25 protein-coding genes are annotated in these 23,347 nt (G+C 64.1%); 12 read left to right on the top strand and 13 right to left on the bottom strand.

Features of this window, described 5'->3' with window-relative positions:
* Positions 1-105: 105 nt before the first annotated feature.
* Positions 106-762: an ankyrin repeat domain-containing protein gene (locus tag AC5O5I_RS12015; RefSeq protein ID WP_172221249.1), complete on the bottom strand. Its 657-nt coding sequence runs from the start codon at positions 760-762 to the stop codon at positions 106-108.
* 117 nt (positions 763-879) lie between these two features.
* On the opposite strand from AC5O5I_RS12015, the gene ggt reads away from it, so the two are divergent.
* From ggt to sodC, 3 genes are all read left to right on the top strand, one after another.
* Positions 880-2,670 carry a gamma-glutamyltransferase gene (gene ggt / locus AC5O5I_RS12020; protein ID WP_172221252.1) on the top strand — a complete coding sequence of 597 codons (1,791 nt, stop codon included), beginning with the start codon at positions 880-882 and terminating at the stop codon, positions 2,668-2,670.
* A 70-nt stretch (positions 2,671-2,740) separates the two neighbouring features.
* Positions 2,741-3,622, top strand: coding sequence for a LysR substrate-binding domain-containing protein (locus AC5O5I_RS12025; RefSeq protein WP_172221255.1), 882 nt, complete (start codon positions 2,741-2,743; stop codon positions 3,620-3,622).
* 113 nt (positions 3,623-3,735) lie between these two features.
* Positions 3,736-4,251, top strand: coding sequence for a superoxide dismutase family protein (sodC, locus tag AC5O5I_RS12030; protein ID WP_172221258.1), 516 nt, complete (start codon positions 3,736-3,738; stop codon positions 4,249-4,251).
* A 389-nt stretch (positions 4,252-4,640) separates the two neighbouring features.
* Here sodC and ctlX read toward each other — a convergent pair whose 3' ends face one another.
* Both ctlX and ocd read right to left on the bottom strand, forming a co-directional pair.
* Positions 4,641-5,594 (bottom strand): citrulline utilization hydrolase CtlX, encoded by a 954-nt coding sequence (gene ctlX / locus AC5O5I_RS12035; protein ID WP_172221261.1) that lies wholly within the window; start codon positions 5,592-5,594, stop codon positions 4,641-4,643.
* A gap of 23 nt (positions 5,595-5,617) precedes the next feature.
* Positions 5,618-6,670 (bottom strand): ornithine cyclodeaminase, encoded by a 1,053-nt coding sequence (gene ocd / locus AC5O5I_RS12040; protein WP_172221264.1) that lies wholly within the window; start codon positions 6,668-6,670, stop codon positions 5,618-5,620.
* Positions 6,671-6,859: 189 nt separating this feature from the next.
* Between ocd and AC5O5I_RS12045 the strand changes: the two genes are divergently transcribed.
* Both AC5O5I_RS12045 and AC5O5I_RS12050 read left to right on the top strand, forming a co-directional pair.
* Positions 6,860-7,282: an Lrp/AsnC family transcriptional regulator gene (locus tag AC5O5I_RS12045; RefSeq protein ID WP_172221267.1), complete on the top strand. Its 423-nt coding sequence runs from the start codon at positions 6,860-6,862 to the stop codon at positions 7,280-7,282.
* A 329-nt stretch (positions 7,283-7,611) separates the two neighbouring features.
* Positions 7,612-9,030 (top strand): amino acid permease, encoded by a 1,419-nt coding sequence (locus AC5O5I_RS12050; RefSeq protein WP_172221270.1) that lies wholly within the window; start codon positions 7,612-7,614, stop codon positions 9,028-9,030.
* A 35-nt stretch (positions 9,031-9,065) separates the two neighbouring features.
* Here AC5O5I_RS12050 and AC5O5I_RS12055 read toward each other — a convergent pair whose 3' ends face one another.
* From AC5O5I_RS12055 to AC5O5I_RS12075, 5 genes are all read right to left on the bottom strand, one after another.
* The gene (locus AC5O5I_RS12055) at positions 9,066-9,218 is read right to left on the bottom strand and encodes a hypothetical protein (RefSeq protein WP_175586149.1); all 153 of its coding nucleotides are present in this window, start codon (positions 9,216-9,218) and stop codon (positions 9,066-9,068) included.
* A 78-nt stretch (positions 9,219-9,296) separates the two neighbouring features.
* Positions 9,297-9,896, bottom strand: coding sequence for an START domain-containing protein (locus tag AC5O5I_RS12060; RefSeq protein ID WP_172221273.1), 600 nt, complete (start codon positions 9,894-9,896; stop codon positions 9,297-9,299).
* A gap of 90 nt (positions 9,897-9,986) precedes the next feature.
* Positions 9,987-10,823, bottom strand: coding sequence for a bifunctional allantoicase/(S)-ureidoglycine aminohydrolase (locus tag AC5O5I_RS12065; protein WP_172221276.1), 837 nt, complete (start codon positions 10,821-10,823; stop codon positions 9,987-9,989).
* 106 nt (positions 10,824-10,929) lie between these two features.
* On the bottom strand, positions 10,930-12,321 hold the full coding sequence (locus AC5O5I_RS12070) for an LLM class flavin-dependent oxidoreductase (RefSeq protein WP_172221279.1): 1,392 nt from the start codon (positions 12,319-12,321) through the stop codon (positions 10,930-10,932).
* Between the two features lie 16 nt (positions 12,322-12,337).
* Complete coding sequence (locus AC5O5I_RS12075) at positions 12,338-13,318, bottom strand: aliphatic sulfonate ABC transporter substrate-binding protein (RefSeq protein ID WP_172221282.1); 981 nt, start codon at positions 13,316-13,318, stop codon at positions 12,338-12,340.
* Between the two features lie 198 nt (positions 13,319-13,516).
* Here AC5O5I_RS12075 and AC5O5I_RS12080 point away from each other — a divergent pair, with 198 nt between their 5' ends.
* On the top strand, positions 13,517-14,401 hold the full coding sequence (locus tag AC5O5I_RS12080; protein ID WP_172221287.1) for an NHL repeat-containing protein: 885 nt from the start codon (positions 13,517-13,519) through the stop codon (positions 14,399-14,401).
* A gap of 8 nt (positions 14,402-14,409) precedes the next feature.
* Here AC5O5I_RS12080 and AC5O5I_RS12085 read toward each other — a convergent pair whose 3' ends face one another.
* Positions 14,410-15,294, bottom strand: coding sequence for a DMT family transporter (locus AC5O5I_RS12085; RefSeq protein WP_172221290.1), 885 nt, complete (start codon positions 15,292-15,294; stop codon positions 14,410-14,412).
* 169 nt (positions 15,295-15,463) lie between these two features.
* Here AC5O5I_RS12085 and AC5O5I_RS12090 point away from each other — a divergent pair, with 169 nt between their 5' ends.
* Positions 15,464-16,135, top strand: coding sequence for a TetR/AcrR family transcriptional regulator (locus AC5O5I_RS12090; protein WP_172221293.1), 672 nt, complete (start codon positions 15,464-15,466; stop codon positions 16,133-16,135).
* Positions 16,136-16,200: 65 nt separating this feature from the next.
* On the opposite strand, the gene AC5O5I_RS12095 is transcribed toward AC5O5I_RS12090, so the two are convergent.
* Positions 16,201-17,208 (bottom strand): GlxA family transcriptional regulator, encoded by a 1,008-nt coding sequence (locus AC5O5I_RS12095; protein ID WP_172285919.1) that lies wholly within the window; start codon positions 17,206-17,208, stop codon positions 16,201-16,203.
* 270 nt (positions 17,209-17,478) lie between these two features.
* Here AC5O5I_RS12095 and AC5O5I_RS12100 point away from each other — a divergent pair, with 270 nt between their 5' ends.
* Positions 17,479-17,691, top strand: coding sequence for a PLD nuclease N-terminal domain-containing protein (locus tag AC5O5I_RS12100; protein ID WP_172232460.1), 213 nt, complete (start codon positions 17,479-17,481; stop codon positions 17,689-17,691).
* Between the two features lie 46 nt (positions 17,692-17,737).
* Here the strand turns inward: AC5O5I_RS12100 and AC5O5I_RS12105 are convergent, their stop codons facing one another.
* Entirely contained in the window at positions 17,738-18,058 is a 321-nt protein-coding gene (locus AC5O5I_RS12105) for a hypothetical protein (RefSeq protein WP_172232463.1), read from the bottom strand.
* A gap of 222 nt (positions 18,059-18,280) precedes the next feature.
* Here AC5O5I_RS12105 and AC5O5I_RS12110 point away from each other — a divergent pair, with 222 nt between their 5' ends.
* Positions 18,281-18,691: a RidA family protein gene (locus AC5O5I_RS12110; RefSeq protein WP_172232466.1), complete on the top strand. Its 411-nt coding sequence runs from the start codon at positions 18,281-18,283 to the stop codon at positions 18,689-18,691.
* Between the two features lie 197 nt (positions 18,692-18,888).
* On the top strand, positions 18,889-19,761 hold the full coding sequence (locus AC5O5I_RS12115; protein WP_172232469.1) for a DMT family transporter: 873 nt from the start codon (positions 18,889-18,891) through the stop codon (positions 19,759-19,761).
* On the opposite strand, the gene AC5O5I_RS12120 is transcribed toward AC5O5I_RS12115, so the two are convergent.
* Together AC5O5I_RS12120 and AC5O5I_RS12125 are read right to left on the bottom strand one after the other, a co-directional pair.
* Entirely contained in the window at positions 19,758-20,477 is a 720-nt protein-coding gene (locus AC5O5I_RS12120; protein WP_172285921.1) for a TorF family putative porin, read from the bottom strand. The two genes, AC5O5I_RS12115 and AC5O5I_RS12120, sit on opposite strands and share 4 nt — an antisense overlap.
* A gap of 81 nt (positions 20,478-20,558) precedes the next feature.
* Complete coding sequence (locus AC5O5I_RS12125; protein WP_172232935.1) at positions 20,559-20,810, bottom strand: hypothetical protein; 252 nt, start codon at positions 20,808-20,810, stop codon at positions 20,559-20,561.
* A 193-nt stretch (positions 20,811-21,003) separates the two neighbouring features.
* Here AC5O5I_RS12125 and AC5O5I_RS12130 point away from each other — a divergent pair, with 193 nt between their 5' ends.
* Both AC5O5I_RS12130 and AC5O5I_RS12135 read left to right on the top strand, forming a co-directional pair.
* Entirely contained in the window at positions 21,004-22,422 is a 1,419-nt protein-coding gene (locus tag AC5O5I_RS12130; protein ID WP_172232938.1) for a DUF3300 domain-containing protein, read from the top strand.
* On the top strand, positions 22,419-23,312 hold the full coding sequence (locus AC5O5I_RS12135; RefSeq protein WP_172285923.1) for a DUF2950 domain-containing protein: 894 nt from the start codon (positions 22,419-22,421) through the stop codon (positions 23,310-23,312). The genes AC5O5I_RS12130 and AC5O5I_RS12135 overlap by 4 nt, the downstream gene beginning before the upstream one ends.
* Positions 23,313-23,347: the final 35 nt, after the last annotated feature.

The following is a 23,347-nucleotide window of genomic DNA, read 5'->3' on the forward strand; positions in this document are numbered from 1 at the left end:
TGCACTGAACCGGTAGGAGCAGCCTTGTGCTGCGAAGAGGCCAATACTGCAACATCCAATTGCCAGTCATAACGGCCTTTCGCAGCACAAAACTGCTCCTGCAAGCTATGCCTGGCGCGCAAGCAGTTTTTGCATCTCTCGATATCCCCGCTGCCGCGCGTGCTCCAGCGCTGTCACGCCATCCTTGTCGGCAATCTGCCGATCTGCCCCGGCCGCCAGCAACCGGCGCACAATCTCCACATGCCGCGGCCCGCCATCGCCCAGAATCACCGCCTCCAGCAGCGCGGTCCAGTGCAACTGGTTGAGGTGATTCACATCCACCCCGGCATCGATCAGCATTTGCACCGTCTCGACATGCCCGCGCTCGGCCGCAGGGATCAGCGCAGTCCCGCCGTAACGGTTGGTGCTCTTCAGGTCGGCGCCGTGACTCAGGGTCAGTTGCAGGATGTCGTTCAGGCCACGGGCGCCGGCGTACAGGTAGGGGCTGTCATTGATGTTGTCCTTGGCATTCACGTCGGCACCGGCCTCGATCAGTGCCTGGGCCGCTGCGATCTGGTTGTCTTGGGTGGCGACCATCAGGGCAGTGCGGCCCTGCTCGTCACGGCTGTCCAGCCGGGCACCTTGTTTCAGCAACTGTTGCAACGTGCGTACGTCGTTTATGCGGGCTGCGTTGTGCAGGCGGTTGTCCATGGGGCTGGTCTCGGCGTGGGCGGCAAGGCTGCTGAACAGGGCGAACAACAAGGTTGCGAGTGATAAACGCATGGGGCAAGGTCCTCGATGGCTTGCCTGCATCCTAGAAAAAATACGCCAGGGCTTGAAGTCAAGTTTGTGCATGACCCACAGTGACTTTCCTGATAGCTGATGGCAGGACGCGCAACCATGAGATTTCCAACGCCGCTGGTCGGCGCCCTTTGCCTGCTGGCTGCCAGTGGCTGGGTCTGCGCCGACCAGCTTCTGCCTGCGCCACCAGAGCTGGCATCCGGTTACCGCAGCGGCCTGCAGCCGGTGCATGCCAGCCGGCATATGGCTGCCGCAGCCAACCCGCTGGCCAGCGAGGCGGGACGGGCGATGCTGCGGGCCGGAGGCAGCGCCATCGATGCCGCAATTGCCATGCAGATGGTGCTGACCCTGGTCGAACCGCAATCCAGTGGCATTGGTGGCGGGGCGTTCATCCTGTACTGGGATGGCAAGCGTGTGCAGGCTTTTGATGGCCGCGAGGCGGCACCGGCGGCGGTGACGGAAAAACTGTTCCTGCAGGCCGATGGCACACCCATGCCGTTCCGGACGGCGCAGATCGGTGGGCGTTCGGTAGGCGTGCCTGGGGTCTTGCGTGCGCTGAAGCTGGCTCACGAGCAGCACGGCAAGCTGCCGTGGCGCGACCTGTTCGCACCCGCCATCGGGTTGGCGCGAAATGGTTTCCCGGTCTCCCGGCGCCTTCATGCTTTGGTGGCCGGCGATCCGTACATTGCCGGGTCGCCGAGCATGGCCAGTTACTTCCTGGATCAACAAGGCCGGCCACTGCAGGTGGGCACGACCCTGCGCAACCCGGCGTTGGCGCAAACCTTCGAGCAGATCGCGGCGCAAGGTCCCGAAGTGTTCTACAGCGGCGAGATCGCCGAAGCCATCGTGGACAAGGTACGCAACCACGCCAATGCCGGCTACTTGTCGCTGCAGGACTTGCGGCAGTACCAGGCCAGGCAGCGCGAACCGGTCTGCGGCCCTTACAAGGCCTGGCGCATCTGTGGCATGCCGCCGCCATCTTCGGGCGGGGTGACAGTGTTGCAGACGCTGGGCATTCTTGAGGCTGCACAGCGCGCAGCGCCGCAACGCGACCTCGCAGCGTTGCCGCCTGTCGCGACCACATCCCCGGCGGGCCTCGAGGCTCGGCCACTGGCCGTGCACCTGATCGCCGAGGCGGAGCGCCTTGCCTATGCCGACCGTGCCCAGTACCTGGCCGACAGCGATTATGTACCGGTGCCGGTCAAGGCGCTGACCGATTCCGCCTACCTGGCCAGCCGTGCCAGGCAGATTACCGCGCACAGCATGAAGCAGGCCCGCCCGGGCCAGCCGCACGGCGCGGACCTGGCGCTGGCCCCGGACCGCTCGCCACTGCGCATTTCCACCTCGCACCTCAGCGCGGTGGATGACGCCGGCCAGGCCCTGGCCATGACCACCTCGGTGGAGGCTGCGTTCGGTTCGCACCTGATGGTCAAGGGCTTCTTGCTCAACAATCACCTGACCGACTTCTCGTTCATCCCGCAGGAACAGGGCAAACCTGTGGCCAACCGGGTGCAGCCAGGCAAGCGCCCGCTCTCGGCCATGGCGCCCACGCTGGTGTTCTCGCGTGCTTCTGGTGAACTGGTGGCCAGCCTCGGCTCACCGGGCGGCTCACAGATCATCGGCTATGTGAACAAGGCCCTGATCGGCCTGCTGGATTGGCAGCTCGACCCGCAGCAGGCCGCTGGCCTGCCCAACTTCGGCAGCCGCAATGCCGGCACCGAGGTGGAAGCGGGCCTGGCCAGTCCGGCGCTGATCCGGCAGCTGGCGGCCTGGGGTCATGAGGTGACGCCCATGACCATGACCAGCGGCATGCAGATCATCCAGCGCCATGGCGAAGGCTGGTCGGGCGGGGCCGACCCCCGGCGTGAAGGTGTCGCCCTGGGTGATTAGCCCATCGCGTTGCGGTGCACGAGGTGGCGTGATAGAAGTCAGGCTTGCCATTCAGCAGTTGAATATCAAGATGTCTATCAGCGTTAAATCGAATAGGGCCCTGTTCGACCTCGACCTGCTGCGCGCTATCGTCGTGGTGGCCGATTGCGGCAGCTTTACCACCGCAGCCGCGCGCCTGCATTCGACCCAGTCGACCATCAGCCAGAAGGTGCGCCGCCTGGAGGACATGGTCGGCCACCGCCTGTTGGTGCGTGGCAACCGCGACGTGCTGCCGACCGACGCAGGGCAGACCTTGCTCGGCTACGCCCGGCACATGCTGGCGCTGAACGACCAGATGCTCGAAGCCCTGGCCGGGGCGATGGTGGGCACCACGGTGCGTCTTGGCGTGCCCGAGGACTTCGTTGGCGGGCGTACCACCAATGCGCTGTCGGCCTTCAGTCGCCTGCACCCGCAGGTAAAACTCGAGGTGACCAGCGGCCTGTGCCGTGACCTCAGCCAGGCCTACGACAACGGTGAGCTCGACCTGGTGCTGCTCAAGCAGCGGCGCAACACCCGCGAAGGCGTGGCCTGCTGGCCCGAGCGGTTGCAATGGATCGACAGCGCGCGCTCCCCGGCTTTCGAGCTGGACCCGATCCCGCTGGTGACCTTCCCACCCCGTGGCCTCTACCGCGAAGACATGATCAGTGCAATCGAAGGCATGGGCCGGCGCTGGCGCATCAGTTTCACCAGCTCCAGCCTCAGCGGCATCCAGGCGGCGGTTGCCGATGGCATGGGCATCAGCCTGCTGCCGCCAAGGGCGGCGACTGGCGAGCATCAGGTGCTGGGAGGCAGGCAGGGGCTGCCGGAGGTCGACAGCTATGAAATCGTCATTGTCCACCGGCCGACAGCGGACGTGATGATCAAGGCGCTGGCCGAGGTGATGACGCAACTGCTGGCGGGCGGCGGCATCTAGCGGCCGAGGGGGAAGTGTTTCAGTCTGTGGCTGGAGGGAATGCATGGCAGTCTGCGCAGTCCCACCTGTTACGTGGGTACGACGCCCAACATCCCAAGCCATGGAGAAACATGATGAAAGCAGCAGTATTCGCCGCATTGCTGGCCAGCACCGGCCTGGCCCAGGCGGCCCAGACTGTGGAACTCAAGCTTGCAGGTGCCGATGGCCCGGGCAAGTCGATCGGCACCATCAGCATCGAGCAGAACAAGTACGGCACTTTGCTGACCCCGGACCTCAAGGACCTGCCGCCGGGTGTGCATGGCTTCCATCTGCACCAGAAAGGGTCTTGTGCAGCGGCTGAAGAGGGCGGCAAGAGCGTGCCGGCCGGGGCTGCCGGTGGTCATTGGGACCCGGACACCAGCAATGCCCACAAAGGCCCGTACGATGACAGCGGCCATCGCGGGGACTTGCCGGCGCTGTATGTCGGGGCGGATGGCAAGGCCACTTACCCGGTGCTGGCGCCGCGCCTCAAAGCCGAGGATTTCAAAGGCCACGCGCTGATGGTGCATGCTGGCGGTGACAACCATAGCGACCACCCCGCGAAGCTTGGCGGGGGTGGGGCGCGGGTGGCGTGTGGGGTGGTGGAGTAGCAGGTTGTGATCCCAGCGGGATAGTCATGGAGCCCTATAGGGATCCCATAAGGGCAGACAGGTGTTTGCCACAAGATATGCAGCGCCTGTGAGATCGAGCGCCGCCCGCGCGGCGCTTCGCGGGGCAAGAGAGTGTCAGTCAGTTAAGGCTAATGGGGCTGCTGCGCAGCCCATCGCCGCGGTTCGTCGCCACGACAAGCCAGCTCCCACCCCGACCGCATCGAATTCAAGCCATGCGCCGTACTTGTGGGAGCCTGGCTTGCCGGCGATGGGCCGCAAAGCGGCCCCAATTGCTTAACTGCCTGGCATTAGGGCTTGCCCCGCGAAGCGTCGCGCGGGCGGCGCTAGACCTCACAGGCGATGCAAATGCGATGGCAAGCACCCGTGAGTCAGGCACACGCCGCAATCAGGCGCGGTGACAGGTGAATCCCGGCAATCATGCAGCGCACCGAGCCGCCGGCCATTTCGATGGTCGGCACGTCCAGCGGCACTAGCCGCGCCGAGCGTTCGATGCGCTGGCGCTGCTCGGCGGTCAGGCTGTCGAAGGCCTTGCGTGACAGCGCCAGGATGCGCCCGTCACGCCCGGACAGCTCGATGGCATTGCCGGCGAACTGGCTGATCTGCAGGTTGCTCAGCGCGATCACATCGCGGCCCGATTCAATCAGGCGCATCCGCACTTCTTCAGCCCGCGCCTTGTTGGTGAACGTGTCAAACCCCACCAGGGCAAACTCGGTCGCCACGCACATCAGCACGTTGGTGTGGTAGATCGGCGTGCCGTGCTCATCGGCAGTATCGAACACCATCGGCTCGAAATTGAAGTGCGTGCTGAACCGCTCGAGGGCAATCGGGTCGGCGCGGTTGGAGCGTGCGGTGTAGGCCACCCGCGACAGGTGGTCGAAGACCATGGCGCCGGTGCCCTCAAGGAACAGGTCGTCCTGTTCCAGCCCCGAATAGTCGATCACATCCTGCACGCGGTACTCATGCTTGAGCATCTCGATCACATCGGCGCGGCGCTCGCGGCGGCGGTTGCGCGAGTACATCGAGTAGATCGCGATGTGCCCGCCTGGATGCGTGGAGAACCAGTTGTTGGGGAATACCGAGTCCGGGGTGTCGTGCTCGCCAAAATCGTCGAACAGGTGCACGCGCACGCCTTCGGCTTCCAGCCTGCCAGCGGCGTGGGTCACTTCATCGCGGGCCACTTCGGCCAGGTGCTGCCCGGCAGCCCCGCTGCTGCTGCGCTGGAACGAGTTGTCGGCTGCGGTTTCCGGGTTGGGGGTGAACGCATGCGGCCTGACCATGACCACTGCTGCAGGTGCTTGAATCGAACGCGTTGGAAATGCCATGTAGAAATACCCGTTGGGAAAGGTCAGGCAACGCGTCGGATGCGGGTTTTGGCAGCACGGCCACGGGTATGGCTGAACAGGTCTTTAGGGTCGTCTTCCACCCACGGCACCAGGTCGATCTTCGCGCCCATGCCGCGCTTTTCCGCTTGCTGTAATACGTACCGTAGCACGGTGTAGTCTTCGAGGGCGAAGCCCACCGAGTCGAACACGGTGACCTGGCTGTCGCTCTGGCGGCCCTCGGTTTCGCCTCGCAGCACGCGCCACAGGTCGACCACCGGGAAGTCCGCTGGCAATTGCTGGATATCGCCTTCAATGCGGGTTTGCGGCTCGTACTCGACGAACACCCGGGCGTTGCGCAGCACATCGGCATGCAGCTCGGTCTTGCCCGGGCAGTCGCCACCCACGGCGTTCAGGTGCATGCCGGGTTCGAGCATGTCGGCGGTGATGATGGTGGCGTAAGCCTTGTCGGCCGTCACCGTGGTGATGATGTCGACGCCTTTCACCGCTTCGGCCACCGAGCTTGCGCGGCGGATGGTCAGGCCGCTGTATTCCTTGAGGTTGGCGATCAGCTTGGCAGTGGCCAGCGGGTCGGTGTCATAGGCGACGATTTCTTCGATGCCCAGATGTTTGTGGAAGGCCAGGGCCTGGAACTCGCTCTGCGCACCGTTACCGATCAGCGCCATCTTGCGTGAGTTGGGCCGCGCCAGTGCCTGCGCCGCCATCAACGAGGTGGCCGCAGTGCGCAGCGCGGTGGCGATGGTCAGTTCGGACAGCAGCACCGGGTAGCCGGTATCGACATCGGCCAGCACGCCAAAAGCCATTACCGTATGCAAGTCACGGGCAGTGTTGGCCGGGTGGCCGTTGACGTATTTGAAGGCGTAGCGGCTGTTATCGGCCACGGGCATCAGTTCGATCACGCCCACTTCCGAGTGGCTGGCGACACGCGCGGATTTATCAAACTCTTGCCAGCGCATGAAGTCATCACGAATGGCCGCAGCCAGTTCGCCAATGAACGGCGCTACGCCAATGTCATGCACCAAGTCCGACATGGTTGGAACATCAATGAAATACGTCATGTGCTTGCACCTTGTTATTGTGCACTCACCCCGCAATGCAGGGTAAACGCTTGAAATTGTCGAAGTGTCGCGGCCTGAATATTTTGCGGCAGGGTTACGTCAACCGGAAGAATGCAGGTTGCCAGTTTCGTCAACTTTCTAGACAATCTGCCACCCCAAAGTAGCAATCTGATTATTTGGCAGGATTAAATGGATACTATCGATCGGGAACTGATTGCGCTGTTACGGGACAACGCGCGTACCCCGGTGCTGACCTTGGCGAAGAAGCTCAAGGTGGCCCGGGCAACCGTGCAAAACCGCATCACCCGGCTCGAAGAGCAGGGCGTGATCATCGGCTACACGGTACGCCTGCGCTCCGATGCGCTGGACCAGGGTGTACGGGCAATCACCAGCATCGGCATCAGCGGCCACCACGCCGCAGAGGTCAAGCACGCGCTGCGTGGGCACCCCAACGTGGTGGCGATCCATACCACCAACGGCCGTTGGGACCTGATGGCAGAGCTGCGCGCCGACACCCTGGAAGCCTTCGACCGGGCGTTGAACGCCATTCGCTCGATACAACACATCGAAAACACCGAGACCAGCATCCTGCTCTCGACCTACAAGATGTGACCGAAGGGTCAAGCGTTGGGCCCCGCGCATTGCGCAAACTGTCACCCAGGCTTTTCACACTGCACAAAATCGCGTTGGCGCTGTGCACTCTGTAGCGTTCCGCTTGACCTGGGCCGCTGGCAAAATTAAACGGCTTTCGCGGCACGTCACCCGGGTGCGTTTCAATTGAATAGGCAAACCCGCTGCGAAGTTGCGCCGGGCACTGTCAGTCATCTGTGTTACTCCCCACGCTTCGTCAGTCTTTGATGACTTGAACCTGCACGTCAGTCCCTATTAACGGGTGCGGTGCGGGATGCTGAGGTTTTACAAAAAAGAATAAGAGGTCAACTATGCAGCAAACGTGCAATGCGCAAAGCACACCGCCGGAAGCGGGTCGCGTGCTTAAACGGCGACTGGAAAACCGGCATATCCAGCTTATTTCGATCAGTGGCGCCATTGGTACCGGCCTGTTCATGGGGTCGGGCAAGATCATTGCGCTTTCCGGCACTTCGATCATTCTCGTCTATGCCATCATCGGCTTCTTCGTTTTCTGCATCATGCGCGCCATGGGCGAGATGCTGCTGGCCAACCTGCAGATGGAGTCGTTCGCCGAGCTGGTGCACAACTACCTGGGCCCACGGGCCGGCTTCATCCTCAGTTGGTCGTACTGGCTCAGCTGGGTGGTGGCGGCGGTGGGTGATGTGGTGGTGGTAGCGGGGTTCTTCCAGTACTGGTACCCCGATGTGCCCACCTGGCTGCCGGCATTTGCCACCATGTTCCTGCTATTGGGGCTGAACATGCTGGCGGTGAAGGCGTTCGGTGAAGTGGAGTTCTGGTTCGGCCTGATCAAGATCGTGGCCATCGTGCTACTGGTGGTGACCGGGCTGGTCATGGTCGCCACGTCCTACACCAGCCCGGTCGGCGTAACCGCATCGTTCAGCCACCTGGTGGCGCCGGGGGTGGTCATGCCCCATGGCTTCCTTGGCTTCCTTGCCGGCTTCCAGATCGCGATCTTCTCCTTTGTGGGTACCGAACTGATCGGCACCGCAGCGGCAGAGGCCAAGGACCCGGAAAAGACCTTGCCCAAGGCCATCAACACCATCCCGGTGCGCATCCTGCTGTTCTATATCTGTTCGCTGGTGTGCATCATCAGCGTCATCTCCTGGGCCAATGTGCCGGCTAACCGCAGTCCGTTTGTCGAGCTGTTCCTGCTTGGCGGGCTGCCAGCCGCGGCCGGTATCATCAATTTTGTGGTGCTGACTTCGGCCGCCTCGTCAGCCAACAGTGGCGTGTATTCGGGCTCGAGGATGCTGTACGGCCTGTCGCATCAGCAGCAGGCGCCGGTGGCCTTCGGCCGGCTGTCGGGCTCGGGCACGCCGGTGCGCGCGCTGGTGTTCTCGGGGGTGTGCATGGCCATTGCGCTGACGCTGCTGTTCGTGATCCCGGAAGTAATGACGGTGTTCACCCTGGTGTCGACCATTTCTGCCGTGATGATCATCGTTACCTGGTCGTTGATCCTGATGTCCTACTTCGCCTACCGCCGGCAAAACCCGTTGGCGCATGCCCAGTCGAAGTTCAAGCTGCCGGGCGGCAAGGTCACCGCAGCGCTGTCGCAGCTGTTCCTGATCTTCGTGCTGTGCCTGCTGGCGCTGGAACCGGACACTCGCACCGCGCTGTATGTGATGCCCTTGTGGTACGGGGGGTTGTTGTTGGCTTATCGGCGCAGGGCCAAGGCGTGTGCGCAGCTGCAGGCCGCCACCGCAGCGTAGAATTTTCGGGCTGCGCAGCAGCCCCGCTTGACTGCTCAGCCAGCGGGCGATGCATCGCGCAGCCAGTCCACCAGCCCCAGGATCGTCGGCGTGACGGTTCGCCCTTGTGGCACCACCAGGTAATAAACCTCACGCCGCTGCACGACCTGGTCGGTGAGGCGATCGAACACCGAGGCGGTCTTCTGCATGGATCGGACATTACCGCGGACAGCGCCTGGCCCTCGCTGGTCTGGCGGGTACCGCGATGCAGGCGCTGGAGCAGCCCTTCAAGGCTGGCGCTCCGCCACCGCCCGCAAGGTGCGCAATGTCACGACCGGCGCATCCACCACAAACCGGTTGGCCAGCCACCCCGGCACGTCCCCGGCAGGGTCGGCCTGCAACTGGTAAGTGACCTCGGTCTCGCGCTCACCCAAGGGTTTCATCCGCCACTCACCGCTCAACCGCTGCACCCGGATCAGCCCCTCGACCTTGGGGATCCTGTCGGGCTCGGCGCTGAGGTGCCGCAGCAGGGTGCCGTCTTCCAGGCGTTCGCTGGTGACCTTCAGCACGATATCCCGCGGCATCGTCGGCCATGGCAGGTTGGTGGTCAGGTACACCCAGGTGCGGTCGCCGTCCACGTCCAGCAAGCGCATCTGATCGCAGGCGTACAGCCACTTGCAGGCCACCCGCAGGTTCTCCTGCAGGTCGGTGAGGGTACGCACGCTGGCTTTCATGGTGCTGACCCCTCGAAACTGCTGGTAGGACGAGTCGCTGGCAGCGCTCAGGTACACGCGAATGCCTTCGCGGTCGTAGGCCAGGCTCCAGTCATCGGCGGCCAGGGCAGGGGTGCACAGCAGCAGGGTGGCGAGCAGCAGGCAGCGGTTCATGGCTGGCACCGCGCGGGGACGAAGTGTCTGAGTATGCGCGGCAAACAGAAAGCCCGCCAGGTTGGCGGGCTTGCGGGCATCAGCGTGGGCTTAGCGCTTGGGGTTGAGCGTCAGGTGCACATGACGGTTGACGTCCTTGTACAGCAGGTAGCTGAAGTTGCCTGGGCCGCCGGCGTAGCAGGCCTGCGGGCAGAAGGCGCGCAGCCACATGAAGTCGCCGGCTTCCACTTCGACCCAGTCCTGGTTCAGGCGGTACACGGCCTTGCCTTCCAGCACATACAGGCCGTGTTCCATCACGTGGGTTTCGGCGAACGGGATCACGCCGCCTGGCTGGAAGGTGACGATGTTCACGTGCATGTCGTGGCGCATGTCGGCCATGTCGACGAAGCGGGTGGTTTTCCAGCGGCCTTCGGTGCCCGGCATTTCGATGACGGTGGCGTTGTCGCGGTGGGTGACGAAGGACTCCGGCACATCCAGGCCTTCAACTTTCTGGTAGTGCTTGCGCAGCCAGTGGAAGGTGACATTGGCCTTGCTGTTGTTGCGCAGGCTCCACTCGGCGCCCGGGGCCAGGAAGGCGTAGCTGCCCGGTACCAGGCTGTGGTGCTTGCCTTCGACGGTGATGTCCAGCTGGCCTTCGACGATGAACACCACGGCTTCGGCGTTGGCGTCCATTTCAGGGCGCTCGCTGCCGCCTTCCGGGGCCACTTCGACGATGTACTGGGAGAAGGTTTCGGCAAAACCGGTCAGCGGGCGGGCGATGACCCACATGCGCATCTTGTCCCAGAACGGCAGGTGGCTGGTGACGATGTCACGCATTACGCCCTTGGGGATGACGGCATAGGCTTCGGTGAACATGGCACGGTCAGTCAGCAGCTCGGTCTGAGCCGGGTGCCCACCGTGGGGGGCGAAGTACGATTGGTTCGACATGGACGATCTCGACTTGTTGTTCTCTCCCCATGCCTTGAACCGCACCGGCCGGTGCGGCGCAGGGGATGTGGCGACAGAATAGGGTCGAGCGCGTCCCATCCACAAATTAAATGTTGGAATACCCGGTATTTGATCGCTGAATGTCGACCTGGCGACCCACGTGCTGCTCCGGCAACCGGTCGCCCTGGCCGAACAACTTGTGGCGCAGGGTGCCGTCGGCGTAGCTCAGCGGGTAGCGGCCACGGCGTTGCAGCTCGGGCACCAACAGCTCGACGACATTGGCCAGGTCCTCCGGTTGTACGGCGTAGGTCAGGTTGAAGCCATCGATACCGGTCAGGTCCAGCCAGTGCTCCAGCTGGTCGGCAATGTCGCTGGCAGCGCCCACCAATACCGGGCCGCGGCCACCCAGGCCAACGAACCCGGCAGCCTCGCGTACGGTCCAGCGGCGGTCAGGGTCGGCTGCGGTGAAGGCGGCCAGGGCGGCTCGGCCGGCATCGTTTTCGACGTACTCGATGGGCGCGTCGGGGTCGAGGCCGGCGAAGTCGATACCGGTCCACCCCGACAGCAGCGCCAGGGCGGCGTCCAGGTCGACATGGCGGCGGTAATCGGCAAAGCGTGCCTCGGCTTCTTCGCGCGTGGGGGCGACGATCAGCAGCGCCTGGGCGTAGATCAGCACCTCGTCGCGGCCACGCCCGGCCGTTTCGCTGGCCTGGCGGATGCCGTCGGCATAACGGCGCAGCACCGTCGGCGTCGGCCCACTGATGAACACGCATTCGGCATGCTGCGCGGCAAACTGCTGGCCGCGTGCCGAGGCACCGGCCTGGAACAACACCGGCGTGCGTTGCGGCGACGGTTCGCACAGGTGCATGCCGGGGACCTGGAAATGCTCGCCAACATGGTTGATGGGGTGTACCCGGGTTGGCTCGATGTAGCGCCCGCTGTCACGCTCCAGCAGCACCGCATCGTCGTCCCAGCTTTTTTCCCACAATTTGTACAGCACCTGCAGGTATTCCTCGGCCAGGTCGTAGCGCTGGTCGTGGCCCAGCTGGCGCGCCAGGCCCAGGTTGCGCGCGGCGCTGTCGAGGTAGCCGGTGACGATGTTCCAGCCGACCCGGCCATTGCTCAGATGGTCGAGCGTGGACATGCGCCGGGCGAACGGATAGGGGTGCTCGTAGGTAAGCGAAAAGGTGACGCCGAAGCCCAGGTGCTCGGTGACCCCGGCCATGGCCGGCACCAGCAGCAGCGGGTCGTTGACCGGCACCTGCACGCCACCGCGCAGGGCGGCTTCGGGGCCTCCCTGGTAGACGTCGTAGATACCCAGCACATCGGCGATGAACAGGGCGTCGAACAGGCCGCGTTCGAGCAGCCGGGCCAGGTCGGTCCAGTAGCTGAGGCGGTTGAAGGCCACGCTGGTGTTGCGCGGGTGGCGCCACAGGCCGGGGGACTGGTGGCTGGCGGCGTTCATGCTGAAGGCGTTGAAGCGGATCGGGCGGGGCATGGCTGGCATTCTCCGCTCAAGGCAACACGGAGGCAGGGTAGACCGCATCGGCTACCTGCAGCTTGCGCGGGATAAGGCCCAGGCCCTGGAAGGTATCGGCCAGTTTCTGTTGCTCTGCAATTATTTGCGGGGTGATGGCCACGGCGTTGTAGTTGCGTCGTTCGCTGGCCACTTCCAGCACGTCGGCATTGATCCCTAGCTGTGGGGCCAGCAAGGCGGCAACCTCGGCAGGCTTGCTGTTGGCCCACTGGCTGACTCTGCCCAGTTCGGCGAAGAAGGTTTTCAGCAGGGCGCGGTGCTGGTCGGCGAAGCTGGCGGTGGACAGGTAGAAGGTGCGGTTGCTGGACAAACCGTTGCCATCGCGCAGGTTTTTCAGGCCGGGCTGGTGCTCTGCGGCGGCGAGGAACGGGTCCCACAGGGTCACGGCCTGGACGCTGCCCGATTGCAGGGCAGCTACCGCGTCGGCGGCATTGTTGACGTAGGCGGGGGTGATGTCCTGGTAGCTGAGGCCAGCCTGTTGCAAAGCCACGGCCAACAGATACTGGGCGTTCCAGCCACGGCCGGTGGCTACACGCTTGCCTTTCAGGTCCTGCACGCGGGCCAGGTGGTCCTGCTCCCGCACCACCAGGCCGATGCCGCGTGGGTAGGGTTGTTCGGCGGCCAGGTAAACCACCGGCTTGCCTGCGGCTTGGGCAAACACCGAAGGCGCGTCGGCGGCGTGGCCGAGGTCGATTGCACCAGTGCTCAGGGCTTCGAGCAACTGTGGGCCCGCAGCAAATTCGTGCCAGCTGACAGTTACCCCCTGCGGTGCCAGGGCCTTCTCCAACGCGCCGCTACCTTTGAGAATGTTGATGCTGTTGAATTTCTGGTAACCGATGCGCAAGGTCTTGGCGTCTTCGGCCACGGCTTGCGACCACGGCAGCAGGGCACTGGCGACACTGGCCAGCAAACCGCCGATCAGCAGGCGGCGCAGGGGGGAAAAGGGTCGGGAAGGCATGGGCGTTGTTCCTTGTATGGGGCAGCTAGCGATGCACCCAGACTAGGGAGATGGCCGTTGGCTTTCAATTTTAATATTTCCTTTTGTTAGATTGTTTTGTTCTTTTTATATCCTTTTGTTTTGTAACGATCTGTCGATTTTCGACATTTTTTTCACATCCGCTTGCTAGCATCCCCGGCAATCCCGAGGAGCCCCTAGATGCCGCACATCCTGCGCAAACGCAGCACCCGTATCGCTTTGACTGCCACCACTGGCCTGCTCGCGGCTACCTTCGGTTTTTTCGCCTGGCAGAGTTTTTACCCGGTGCAGGCTGCAGCCGGCTGGGGCGTCGAGGTGCTGCACCGGGATGTGACCAAGGCCGCGTCGCTGTTGCCGCAAGCTGATGGCAGCCTGCTGGTCAGCCGCGAGCTGGATGATGGCCAGGGCAGCATTCTCAAGATCACCGCGCAGGGCGACCGGGTGGTGGTCATCGACAACCTGTCCAAGCCTGACGGTATGGTGGCGGCGCAGGGCGGCTGGGTGTTCAGCCAGGAAGGCGGGCTCGCTCCGGTCAGCCTGGCCCGTGATGGCCGGGTGACTCGACTGTTCGATGGCGAGAGCGTGCAGGGCCTGTGGAATGACGGCGATTACCTGTATGCCATCGAGGACCGCAAGGGCAATGGTCGTTTGATGCGCTATGACTGGAACAGCGGCCAGCTCGATGTACTGCGCGCCGGCCTCACCGAAACCGAAGGCCTCACCCGCTGCAGCGATGGCCGCCTGCTGTACACCGAGAAGGCCAATGGCAAGGTCCGCGCCCTGTCCGAGGATGGCAAGGACCCGGTAGTGGTCGATGGCCTGCGTAACCCCACGTTCCTGTTCTGCGACCAGCGCGGCCTGTGGATCAGCGAAGACAACACCCATCGCGCACGCCTGCTGCGCGTTGATGCCCAGGGTATTCAGCACACTGTACTGACCTTCCTGAAAGCCCCTCAGTCCATAGCCGCCGATGGCAAGGGCGGTTACCTGCTCGCTGAAGGCGGTCGCAACCGTGTGCTGCACCTGACCCCGCCGCTGCAGCCAGATACCGCACAGCGCGACTGACCCCGCGCTTAGCTGGGCAAGCGCCGCTTGCGCCCCGGCAGCAGCCCCAGCACCAGCATGCAGCCGAGCAGAATCACCACGCCGCCGGCGGCCTGCAACAGGCTCAGCGCCTCATCGAGGAACAACGCGCCGACCACTACCGCCACCAGGGTGACCACGAACTCCACGCTGATGGCGCGGGTAGCGCCGATGCGTGCCACCAGGCCAAAGTACAGCACGTAGGTGGTGGCGCTCATCACCGCGCCGCTAAGCAGCAGGTACAGCCAGTCGCTGGCTTGCGGCACACTGGGCACCGGCACTACCAGCAGCAGTGGCAAGGTCAGCAACCCGCCCGCCAGGAACGCGCCGCCGGTCACCGTCCAGGGGTCCTGGCCGCGCAAGTGCAGGCTGGCGTAGTTGCTGCCGTAAGCGGCGCTGATGCAGCCGAGCAGCGAAGCGATGCAGCCGTGGATGAAGTCGTCATCGATAGGCCGGGCGGGGAAGCCCACCAGGATGGCGATGCCGACAATACCCAGCAGCAACCCTGCCAGGCCCTGCCGGGTGATTTTCTCAAGGCCCCAGACGCGTCCGATCAGCATCGAGAACAGCGGAATGGTGGCGACAATAATTGCCGCCATTGCCGTGCCGATGCGCGGGGTGGCGTACGACAGGCCGATCAGCTGCCCAGCCACCGTCGTGGCGCCCACCACCAGCAGCGGGACCAGCAGTGGCCGCAGGCGCAGTGTGCGGCCCAGCAGCGCGGCGAGCAGCGCCAGGGTACCCCCGGCGATCAGTGCCCGCAGGCTGACCGCGCCAACCCAGCCAAAGGCATGCACCACCTTGAGTACCACCAGGAACGAAAAGCCCCAGGCGATGGCCAGGAACAGGTAGGCGGCGAGGTCGCGCGGTTGCATGGGGCAGGTTCCGTCCGGGGCAGTGGCAGGCAGGCTAGCGGGTTGTGCCGGGCGCTGACAAGGCCAGCCAGCAGGGCTGCTACCTGGCTACCCGACCAACAGCGTGCTTCCCTGCATGGTCGCGCTCACGGATAATCCCCCTATTCCAATAAACAGCCTGTGAGTGGGTATGAGTGATTCCGTAGTCGGCCTCGGCCAGCCTGAAACCGAAGGGGTGCGCAGAACGCGCAAGAACAACCCCGAGAAAACCCGCGAGGACATCCTCCAGGCCGCCATCAACGAATTCGTCCAGCAAGGGCTGGCCGGCGCCCGCGTCGACGCCATTGCCGAGCGCACCGCCACCTCCAAGCGCATGATCTACTACTACTTCGGCAGCAAGGAGCAGCTGTACTGCGAGTGCCTGATCAAGCTGTACGGCGATATCCGCAAGACCGAGCAAAGCCTCGACCTGGAGTCGCTGCCGGCCGAGCAGGCGATCCGTCGGTTGGTGGAGTTCACCTTCGATCACCACGACCGCAATGTCGACTTCGTGCGGATCATCTGCACGGAGAACATCCACTATGGCGAATACGTGAAGCAGTCGCCGGCGATTCGCGAAATGAGCAGCCTGGTGCTCGAAGCCCTGGGCAATACCCTGCACCGTGGTGTGCAGGAAGGCGTATTCCGCACTGGCATCGAGGTTATCGACCTGCACATGCTGATGAGCGCGTTCTGCTTCTACCGGGTATCGAATCGCCACACCTTTGGCGAGATCTTCCAGATCGATCTGTCCGACGAGCAAATCAAGCTGCGCCACAAGGCCATGATCTGTGATGCGGTGCTGCGCTATATCTGCGTCTGAGCAGGCTGACAGGGTGTTGCGCCAGTGAGATCGAGCACCGCGCGGGCGGCACTCGATATGCCCGGTTATTCGCCCAGGCGCTGCTCCCGCGACGGCGGGTACCCGAAGTACGCCGCATAGCACTTGCTGAAGTGCGACACCGAGACAAACCCGCAGGCCACTGCCACCTCCATCACCGACAGGTCGGAGTACTGCAGCAGCCGGCGGCTCTTGGTGATGCGCAGTTCCATGTAATAGCGCCGCGGCGACGTTCCCAGCTGGGCCTGGAACAGGCGGTCGATCTGACGGCGCGAGCGCCCGCTGTAGGCGGCCAGCTGGTCAAGGCTGAGGGTTTCCTCGAGGTTGTTTTCCATCAGCTCGACGATGGTACGCAGGTGCAGGCTCATGGATTTCTTCGCCCCTGGGCCGACCTGGCGGTAGCGTGCGCCCGAGAACGACAGGATTTCCTCCACGCCCTCGGCCAGGCCGTCGCCGTACAGCCTGCGCACCAGGCCCAGCATCAGCTCCATGGCGCCATTCGGGCTGGCGGCGGTGAGGCGGTCGCGATCGAGGGTGAAGCTGGCCGGGGTGATGCGCGTTTGCGGGCTGCGTTCGGACAAGCTGGCGCGCTGCTCGGGGTGAATGCTGCAGCCATAATCGTCCAGCACCCCGGCGCGACCCAGGAACCACGCGCCGTTCCACAGGCCGCCCAAGGCCATGCCGTGAGCGGCACTGTCATCTAGCAGGCGGTCGAGTTGCGGGTACTTCAACGGTGTGCGCAAGCCGCCGCAGACAACCAGCAGGTCAAGTTCCTTCAACGCCTCGGCAGACAGCTCGGTGGCCACCAGCTCCAGCCCCAGGTCGCTGAGTACCCGGTCGCCGTCCAGCGACAGCGCGGTGAACTGGAAGCTGTCGGCACGCAGCAGGTTGGCTGTGACCAGCACGTCCATGGCCACGGTGAAGCTGGCCATCGAGAAGTGTTCGAGCAGGATGAAATCGACCCGATAGGGGGCCTGGGCATTGGCGCTGCTGGTTTTCAGCCGCAGCATGTTGCTGGTACTGGTCTTCTTGCTGAACTGGCGTGGCGTGGGCACTCTGGACTCCGCTTCCTGGCTGGCCTGGAGAGTGTGGGGGCTGGCCGGGGGAAAGACAACTTTCCGGGTGGTTGTGACGTATTGCAGGTCGTGTTCAGGCAAGCGGCCTGGTGTGGCAACCAGCGCCCACATGAACTGCACAAAGCCAGCGTCTGGTGCTTTACTTGAAGAAGCTGGCTTGCCGGCGTGGAGCCTCAAGGCAGGCAAATCCGTCTGAACCCTTGGCGCTCGCTGCCACCTAAGCCAGTACATGCCAATGGGAGGATGCTCATGGAAATCGGAACAATCTGGTTCCTCGTTGCAATCGCGGTGATCCTGCTTGAAGTATGGGCCATCTGGCACATCATCGGCAGTGAGCGGCGCGCCGAGCGCAAGATGCTGTGGATCGTGTTCGTGGTTTACGCACCTGTCATCGGTCTGCTGGTTTGGGCCTTGCGCGGGCCGCGGGCGGTGAAGGGCAGGGTAGTGCTGGAAGAGAAGTGAGCATCGTCGGCATCAGGCGCAGGGGCGCCCGATGCCGCGCCGCAAGCTAGACGATGTTGAAGCGGATCGCCGGGCCCAGGCCGTCGACCATCAGGCAGCCGTAGAATTTTACGCTCGACAGTACTCGCAGCTGTTTGAGTTCTGCATGAATGCGCTCGCGGATAACCCGCTCCGCTTCAAGGGCTTTGTCCGCCTTGGAAAGGCTGGCGAGCTGTACCCAGCCCAGCAGTGTGGTCTCGATATGCTCCACGGTGTCCAGGCCAATGTTTTCCCGCAGGCGCTGGCGTGCCTGCGCGGCATTGTATTCATCTTCATCCGGGTCGCGCGGCTTGATGGTGTAGGCGAGTTGAAAGTCATGTTTGCTCATGGGGTTTCCTTGTTGCATGCAGGCCTCCGTGCCGGGATGGGCAATCTAGCGCCTGTCAACGACGGCGCAAACACACGCGTGGTTTACGGAAGCTGCCACGTTGTGCGAAACGTCCTACATCACGAGGCTTGCCTGGCGAGCGTCCCCGCCTTTCCGGGCTTGACCTCGAGTTAACTTAAGGTCCGATACTCCGCCACTCTTTCAACTGAACGAGGGCTTGTCGTGACCCCATCAAGTGCATTCCAGCTAAGCAACCCAGAAGGCCTCTACGACCCCAGTAGCAACGCGTATTCCCACGTTGCCGAGGTGCGTGCCGGCAGCCGCCTGCTGTTTATCGCCGGCCAGGGCGGGGAGGACCGCGACGGCGCGTTGTCGCCCGTGTTCGCCGAACAGGCGCGCCAGGCGCTGGCCAACCTTGAGCTGGCCCTGGTTTCGAAAGGCGCCGGCTTGGCCCAGGTCGTCAAGTTGACACTGCTGGTGGTCGAGCATTCGCAAGCACGGCTGCGCGAATGGGTGGCCGCGGCCGACGAGGCCTGGGGGCCGAACATGAAGCCGACTTGCACACTCATACCGGTGCCCCGGCTGGCGCTGGACGGCATGCTGGTGGAGATCGACGCTGTGGCAGCGGGCTAGGACTTTGGGGCGTTGCATCAGGGCTTACAGGTGCTTGCACAGCATTTTCAGCGCCTGTAAGCCCTGATGCTATCCGGGTGCCTGACCATCGGGCCCGCCGGCCAACCAAGCGCCAAAACCCCATCTGTTGTATATCGACGCAGGTCCTGCCAGCATCCCCGCTACAACAACAGTTCCCCCTCAGAGGTGACCCCACCATGAGCACCGGCACCACCACGCTTACCAACCGCAAGGCCCGTTCCTGGCTCTGGCCTGCATTGTTCAGCCTGGTGGCCTTCGCCGCCAATTCGGTGTTCTGCCGGCTGGCGCTGAAGGACGGGGCCATCGACCCGGCATCGTTCACGGTGGTACGCCTGGCCAGTGGTGCGTTGTTCCTGCTGTTGTTGCTCCGCCTGCGTCGGCCGGTGCTCGCCATGGGCGGCAGCTGGCGGGGCGGTCTGGCTCTGTTCCTGTACGCGTTCCTGTTTTCTGCCGCGTACCTGCAACTGGGCGCAGGTGCAGGTGCCTTGCTGCTGTTCGGCGCCGTGCAGATCACCATGTTCGGGTTCGCCTGGTACAAGGGCGAACACATCACCGTGCGCATGTTGCTGGGGATGCTGATCGCCTTTGCCGGCCTGCTGGTGCTGCTGCTGCCCGGGGCCGAGGCGCCACCCTTGCCCAGTGCCTTGCTCATGGCTTTGTCCGGCGTCGCCTGGGGGGTGTACACGCTGCTGGGCAAAGGCTCGCCCAGGCCATTGGCCGACACTGCCGGCAACTTCATGCGTAGTTTGCCCTGGCTGGTGCTGTTGACACCGATGCTGCTGCTGAGCGCAGGCCCACACCTCACCACGCCGGGTTGGTTGTATGCCCTGGGCTCCGGCGTGCTGGCATCTGGCGCGGGTTATGCGGTGTGGTATGGCGTGGTCAGGCAGGTCACTGCGCAACAGGCAGCGACCATGCAGCTGAGCGTGCCGGTCATTGCCGCACTGGGTGGGGTTGTGCTGATTGGTGAACCGCTGTCGGTGCGCCTGCTGGTGGCCTGCGTTGTGGTGCTGGGGGGTATCGCCCTGGCACTGGCGCCGCGCCGTTAAAAGAAACTGCGCTGCGCCTTGAGCGTGACCACGCTGTCGCAATAGGTGTTGATGCCCGAGTATGCGTCACACCCGTCGCCACTGAGGTTGGAGTTGCTGTAGATGAGGTTGAGGTCGATGCCAAGCCAAGGCCGCGACAGCTCCAGCGACCAGTCGGAGAACCCACTGACCTGGCTGCCATCACCAATGGTGAACGGCGTGCCCAAACGGTGATGAGCGAGCTTGACGGTCAGGTCGACAGCGAACAGCGGCAGTTGGCCGAAGTCGGCAAACAGGGTGCCGGTGCGGTTGTCGGGGTTGTCGCGCAGCGCCCCGCCGAAGCGGCTGCCCAGCACCGAAATACCCCCATACAGCGCATAGCTGTCGGGGCCTGCGATATTCGGCTGGCTGTAGTGGATCAACCCCATTTCGTAGCCCAGGCTGCTGTCGAAGTGGTGCTTGTAGCCCAGGTAGCTGTCCAGCCGCAGCGTCGAATCGGCGGTAACGCCCATGCTGGGGGCGTACTGGCCAATGTACCAGCCACTGGGGTGGCTCAGGTCCAGGCCGCCGTGAAAGGCACCGACGGCACTGGGCGAAATCAGCCCTTGGGCCATGCTGCGTGATGGGGTGGTGCCGAGCGTGAAGTCAAAGCCGCCCAGATCGCGTTTGATCTGCTGGGCCAGCAGCATGGGGCTGAATAGCAGTGCAGCGCTCAACAATAGAAGAGGCCTGGTCATGGTCTCCATCCTGGAAAGCTTGCGGTTGAGCGGTAGAGGATACCTGCGCAGGTGGCTGGAGGGAACCGCCGGTTAGCCGGTTCAGCCTTTGGTCGAACGGTCAGCGTCGGCGGCTTCCGTCACCACAGGCAGGTTGCCGGCACGCTGGATCACCCGCCGCTGCAACTCGTAGTCGTCCAGCGAAAGGCCCCGGCGCTGCAACGCTTCCAGCTGCAGCTGGCGGGTTTCGTCGGCGGTGTATGCACGCAGTTCGGGGTGGCTGGCACAGCCGCTGCTGATGGCGATGGCAAAAACGGCAAAGATGGCGAGCAGCGGGCGGGCCAGGGTATTCATGGGTGAGCTCCGGGGGCCTGTGGTAGTTGGCGAGTCGATGGAGCAAGGTTATTCGGCAATGCCGTTTGGCAGAAATTGCCATTCTCGATAGTGACTATCGACCGCGCGTGAGCCGCTGGCGGTTTATGCCCGATGGCCGAATTCACCATCGTTGCTACCCTTAACCCACGCGGCCTGGTCTTGGGGATAAGCGATGCGCATGCCACTGTGTGTGGTTTTGACGGCAGCACTGTGCCTTGGCACCGTGCCCGGCCTGGTGCTGGCAGCAGAGGTACCGGCCACCGAGCCGCCTGCGGCGGCCGATGCGGTCGCAGCCAAAGACCCGGTTTTCACCCAGGCACAGCTGGACCAGATGCTCGCGCCCATCGCGTTGTACCCCGATGCGCTGCTGGCCCAGGTGCTGATGGCGGCCACCTACCCCGGGCAGGTGAGCGAAGCCGTCACCTGGTCCAAGGCCAACCCCAAGGCGTCCGGCGACGATGCGGTCAGGCAAGTTGCCAAGCAGCCGTGGGACCCGAGCGTACAAGCGCTGGTGGCGTTCCCGCAGGTGCTGGCGACCCTCGGCCAGGACCCGGCCTGGGTCCAGCGCCTGGGCGATGCCTTCCTTGCCCAGCCCGACGATGTCATGGCCGGCGTGCAGCGCTTGCGTCACCAGGCACAGGCTGCCGGCAACCTGCAGAGCAACCAGTACCAGAACGTTACCGTGCAGGCCGCCCCGGCACCGGCGGCCAGCACCCAGGCGCCTGTAGCCAGCAGCCCGCCGAGTACCATCATCATCCAGCCGGCCGACCCGCAGGTGGTTTACGTGCCCAGCTACAACCCCACCACCGCCTATGGCACCTGGGCCTATCCCGCTTCGCCACCGGCCTACTACCCGCCGCCGCCCCTGTATTACGCCGGCTCCGCACTGGTGGCGGGCCTGGCCTTCGGTACTGGCGTGGCAATTGTCAGTTCGCTGTGGGGCAACTGTGACTGGGGCCACAATGACATCGACATCGACGTCAACCGCTACAACAACCTCAACGTCAGCAACCGTATCAGCAACAACCAGAACAAATGGCGGCACAACACCGTCAACCGCGAAGGTGTGCCTTATCGCGACGCCCGCAGTCGCCAGCAGTATGGCCGCCAGCTGGACGGCGCCACGCAACGTACGGCCTTTCGCGGTGACGACGCCCAGCGCGCGCAGGCCCGTGACAAGGCCAGGGCCTCGATGGACCGGGCCGGCATCGAACGGCCGGCGACCAATAACCGGCAGGCACGCCAGCAAGTGCGTGAAGCGCAGGCAGGCAATGCGGGCGGCCAGCGCGTGCAGCCCCTTGGCGATAACGCGAGGGCGGCCGACCGTCGCCAGGAACTGCGCAGTACCCAGGCGCGGCATGGTGAAGGCCAGGCGCGGCAGTTGGCCCATAACCGCGCTGCCGGTACCGCAGGCCGGGCCCGCAACAATGCCTTCGACGGCGTGCGCGCACCGTCACGCACCAGCGCGCAGGCCAGCCGTGGCCACGTCAGCCAGGCGTTTGCCCAGCGCCCCAATGCATCGCGTGCCGCGGGGCACGCCATATCGCGGCCGAGTGCGCCGGCGCGCCGTGGTGCAGGGGGCCGGCGATGAGCCGCCGGGCGTTGGCGGCATTGCTGCTGGCGGCAGGCATGGCCAGCTCAGCGTTGGCCACAGCGCAACAAACCTTCGCGACGCCGGAGCAAGCAGTGGATTCCTTTGTCGCAGCGCTGGGCGAGACAAAAGCTGACGAGGCCCGCCTGGCCCAGTTGCTGGGCGATGACTGGCGTACCTACATACCGCGCGGCGGCGTGCAACGCAGCGACGTGGACACGTTCCTGGCGCAATACCATGCGCAGCACAGTATCGACCGGCCTGGCGAGGACAAGGCCATACTGGCGGTAGGCAGTGACCACTGGACCTTGCCCATACCGCTGAGCAAAAGCCGCCAGGGTTGGCACTTCGACCTCAAGGCCGGCAGCGCCGAAATCCGCGCCCGGCGCATTGGCCGCAACGAGCTGGGCACCTTGCAGTCGCTGCTGGCCTACCACGACGCGCAAATGGACTACGCCACCCAGGACCATAACGGTAACGGGGCGCTGGAATACGCGCAGAAGGTATTCAGCGAGCCGGGCAAGCATGACGGGCTGTACTGGGACGACAACGGCGACGGTGAGGTCAGCCCGCTAGGCCCGCTTTTTGGCCAGGATGTGGTCGGTGACGCCTGGTACGGCTACCACTTTCGCATCCTCGATGCCCAGGGGCCCTCCGCCCCGGGTGGCGCCTACAGTTACCTGATCGGCAACCAGATGAGCCGCGGTTTCGCCATGGTCGCCTGGCCGGCCAGGTACGACGATACCGGCGTGATGAGCTTCATGATCAGCCATGACGGCCAGGTCTTCGAAAAAGACCTCGGGCCGCATGGCGACAAGCTGGCTGGGCAGATGAAGCGCTTTGACCCGGATGACAGCTGGACGGTGGTGGATGTCGCGGCGGGGGGTTGATCGCGCAACTTCAGCGCCTGGCCTGAATGCTGCCG

The sequence above is a fragment of the Pseudomonas sp. 9_2_1 genome (genome assembly GCF_059295275.1).

Excerpts from the sequence above, each read along its gene's own strand:
- AC5O5I_RS12090 (WP_172221293.1), top strand. The coding sequence starts at position 15,464 with ATGAGTGATTCCGTAGTCGGCCTCGGCCAGCCTGAAACCGAAGGGGTG.
- AC5O5I_RS12025 (WP_172221255.1), top strand. The coding sequence starts at position 2,741 with ATGTCTATCAGCGTTAAATCGAATAGGGCCCTGTTCGACCTCGACCTG.
- AC5O5I_RS12115 (WP_172232469.1), top strand. The coding sequence starts at position 18,889 with ATGAGCACCGGCACCACCACGCTTACCAACCGCAAGGCCCGTTCCTGG.
- AC5O5I_RS12130 (WP_172232938.1), top strand. The coding sequence starts at position 21,004 with ATGCGCATGCCACTGTGTGTGGTTTTGACGGCAGCACTGTGCCTTGGC.
- AC5O5I_RS12135 (WP_172285923.1), top strand. The coding sequence starts at position 22,419 with ATGAGCCGCCGGGCGTTGGCGGCATTGCTGCTGGCGGCAGGCATGGCC.
- AC5O5I_RS12085 (WP_172221290.1), bottom strand. The coding sequence starts at position 15,294 with ATGCAACCGCGCGACCTCGCCGCCTACCTGTTCCTGGCCATCGCCTGG.
- AC5O5I_RS12070 (WP_172221279.1), bottom strand. The coding sequence starts at position 12,321 with ATGCCCCGCCCGATCCGCTTCAACGCCTTCAGCATGAACGCCGCCAGC.
- ocd (WP_172221264.1), bottom strand. The coding sequence starts at position 6,670 with ATGACGTATTTCATTGATGTTCCAACCATGTCGGACTTGGTGCATGAC.
- sodC (WP_172221258.1), top strand. The coding sequence starts at position 3,736 with ATGAAAGCAGCAGTATTCGCCGCATTGCTGGCCAGCACCGGCCTGGCC.
- AC5O5I_RS12075 (WP_172221282.1), bottom strand. The coding sequence starts at position 13,318 with ATGCCTTCCCGACCCTTTTCCCCCCTGCGCCGCCTGCTGATCGGCGGT.
- AC5O5I_RS12105 (WP_172232463.1), bottom strand. The coding sequence starts at position 18,058 with ATGAGCAAACATGACTTTCAACTCGCCTACACCATCAAGCCGCGCGAC.
- AC5O5I_RS12080 (WP_172221287.1), top strand. The coding sequence starts at position 13,517 with ATGCCGCACATCCTGCGCAAACGCAGCACCCGTATCGCTTTGACTGCC.
- ggt (WP_172221252.1), top strand. The coding sequence starts at position 880 with ATGAGATTTCCAACGCCGCTGGTCGGCGCCCTTTGCCTGCTGGCTGCC.
- AC5O5I_RS12100 (WP_172232460.1), top strand. The coding sequence starts at position 17,479 with ATGGAAATCGGAACAATCTGGTTCCTCGTTGCAATCGCGGTGATCCTG.
- AC5O5I_RS12125 (WP_172232935.1), bottom strand. The coding sequence starts at position 20,810 with ATGAATACCCTGGCCCGCCCGCTGCTCGCCATCTTTGCCGTTTTTGCC.
- ctlX (WP_172221261.1), bottom strand. The coding sequence starts at position 5,594 with ATGGCATTTCCAACGCGTTCGATTCAAGCACCTGCAGCAGTGGTCATG.
- AC5O5I_RS12120 (WP_172285921.1), bottom strand. The coding sequence starts at position 20,477 with ATGACCAGGCCTCTTCTATTGTTGAGCGCTGCACTGCTATTCAGCCCC.
- AC5O5I_RS12015 (WP_172221249.1), bottom strand. The coding sequence starts at position 762 with ATGCGTTTATCACTCGCAACCTTGTTGTTCGCCCTGTTCAGCAGCCTT.
- AC5O5I_RS12045 (WP_172221267.1), top strand. The coding sequence starts at position 6,860 with ATGGATACTATCGATCGGGAACTGATTGCGCTGTTACGGGACAACGCG.
- AC5O5I_RS12050 (WP_172221270.1), top strand. The coding sequence starts at position 7,612 with ATGCAGCAAACGTGCAATGCGCAAAGCACACCGCCGGAAGCGGGTCGC.
- AC5O5I_RS12055 (WP_175586149.1), bottom strand. The coding sequence starts at position 9,218 with ATGCAGAAGACCGCCTCGGTGTTCGATCGCCTCACCGACCAGGTCGTG.
- AC5O5I_RS12060 (WP_172221273.1), bottom strand. The coding sequence starts at position 9,896 with ATGAACCGCTGCCTGCTGCTCGCCACCCTGCTGCTGTGCACCCCTGCC.
- AC5O5I_RS12065 (WP_172221276.1), bottom strand. The coding sequence starts at position 10,823 with ATGTCGAACCAATCGTACTTCGCCCCCCACGGTGGGCACCCGGCTCAG.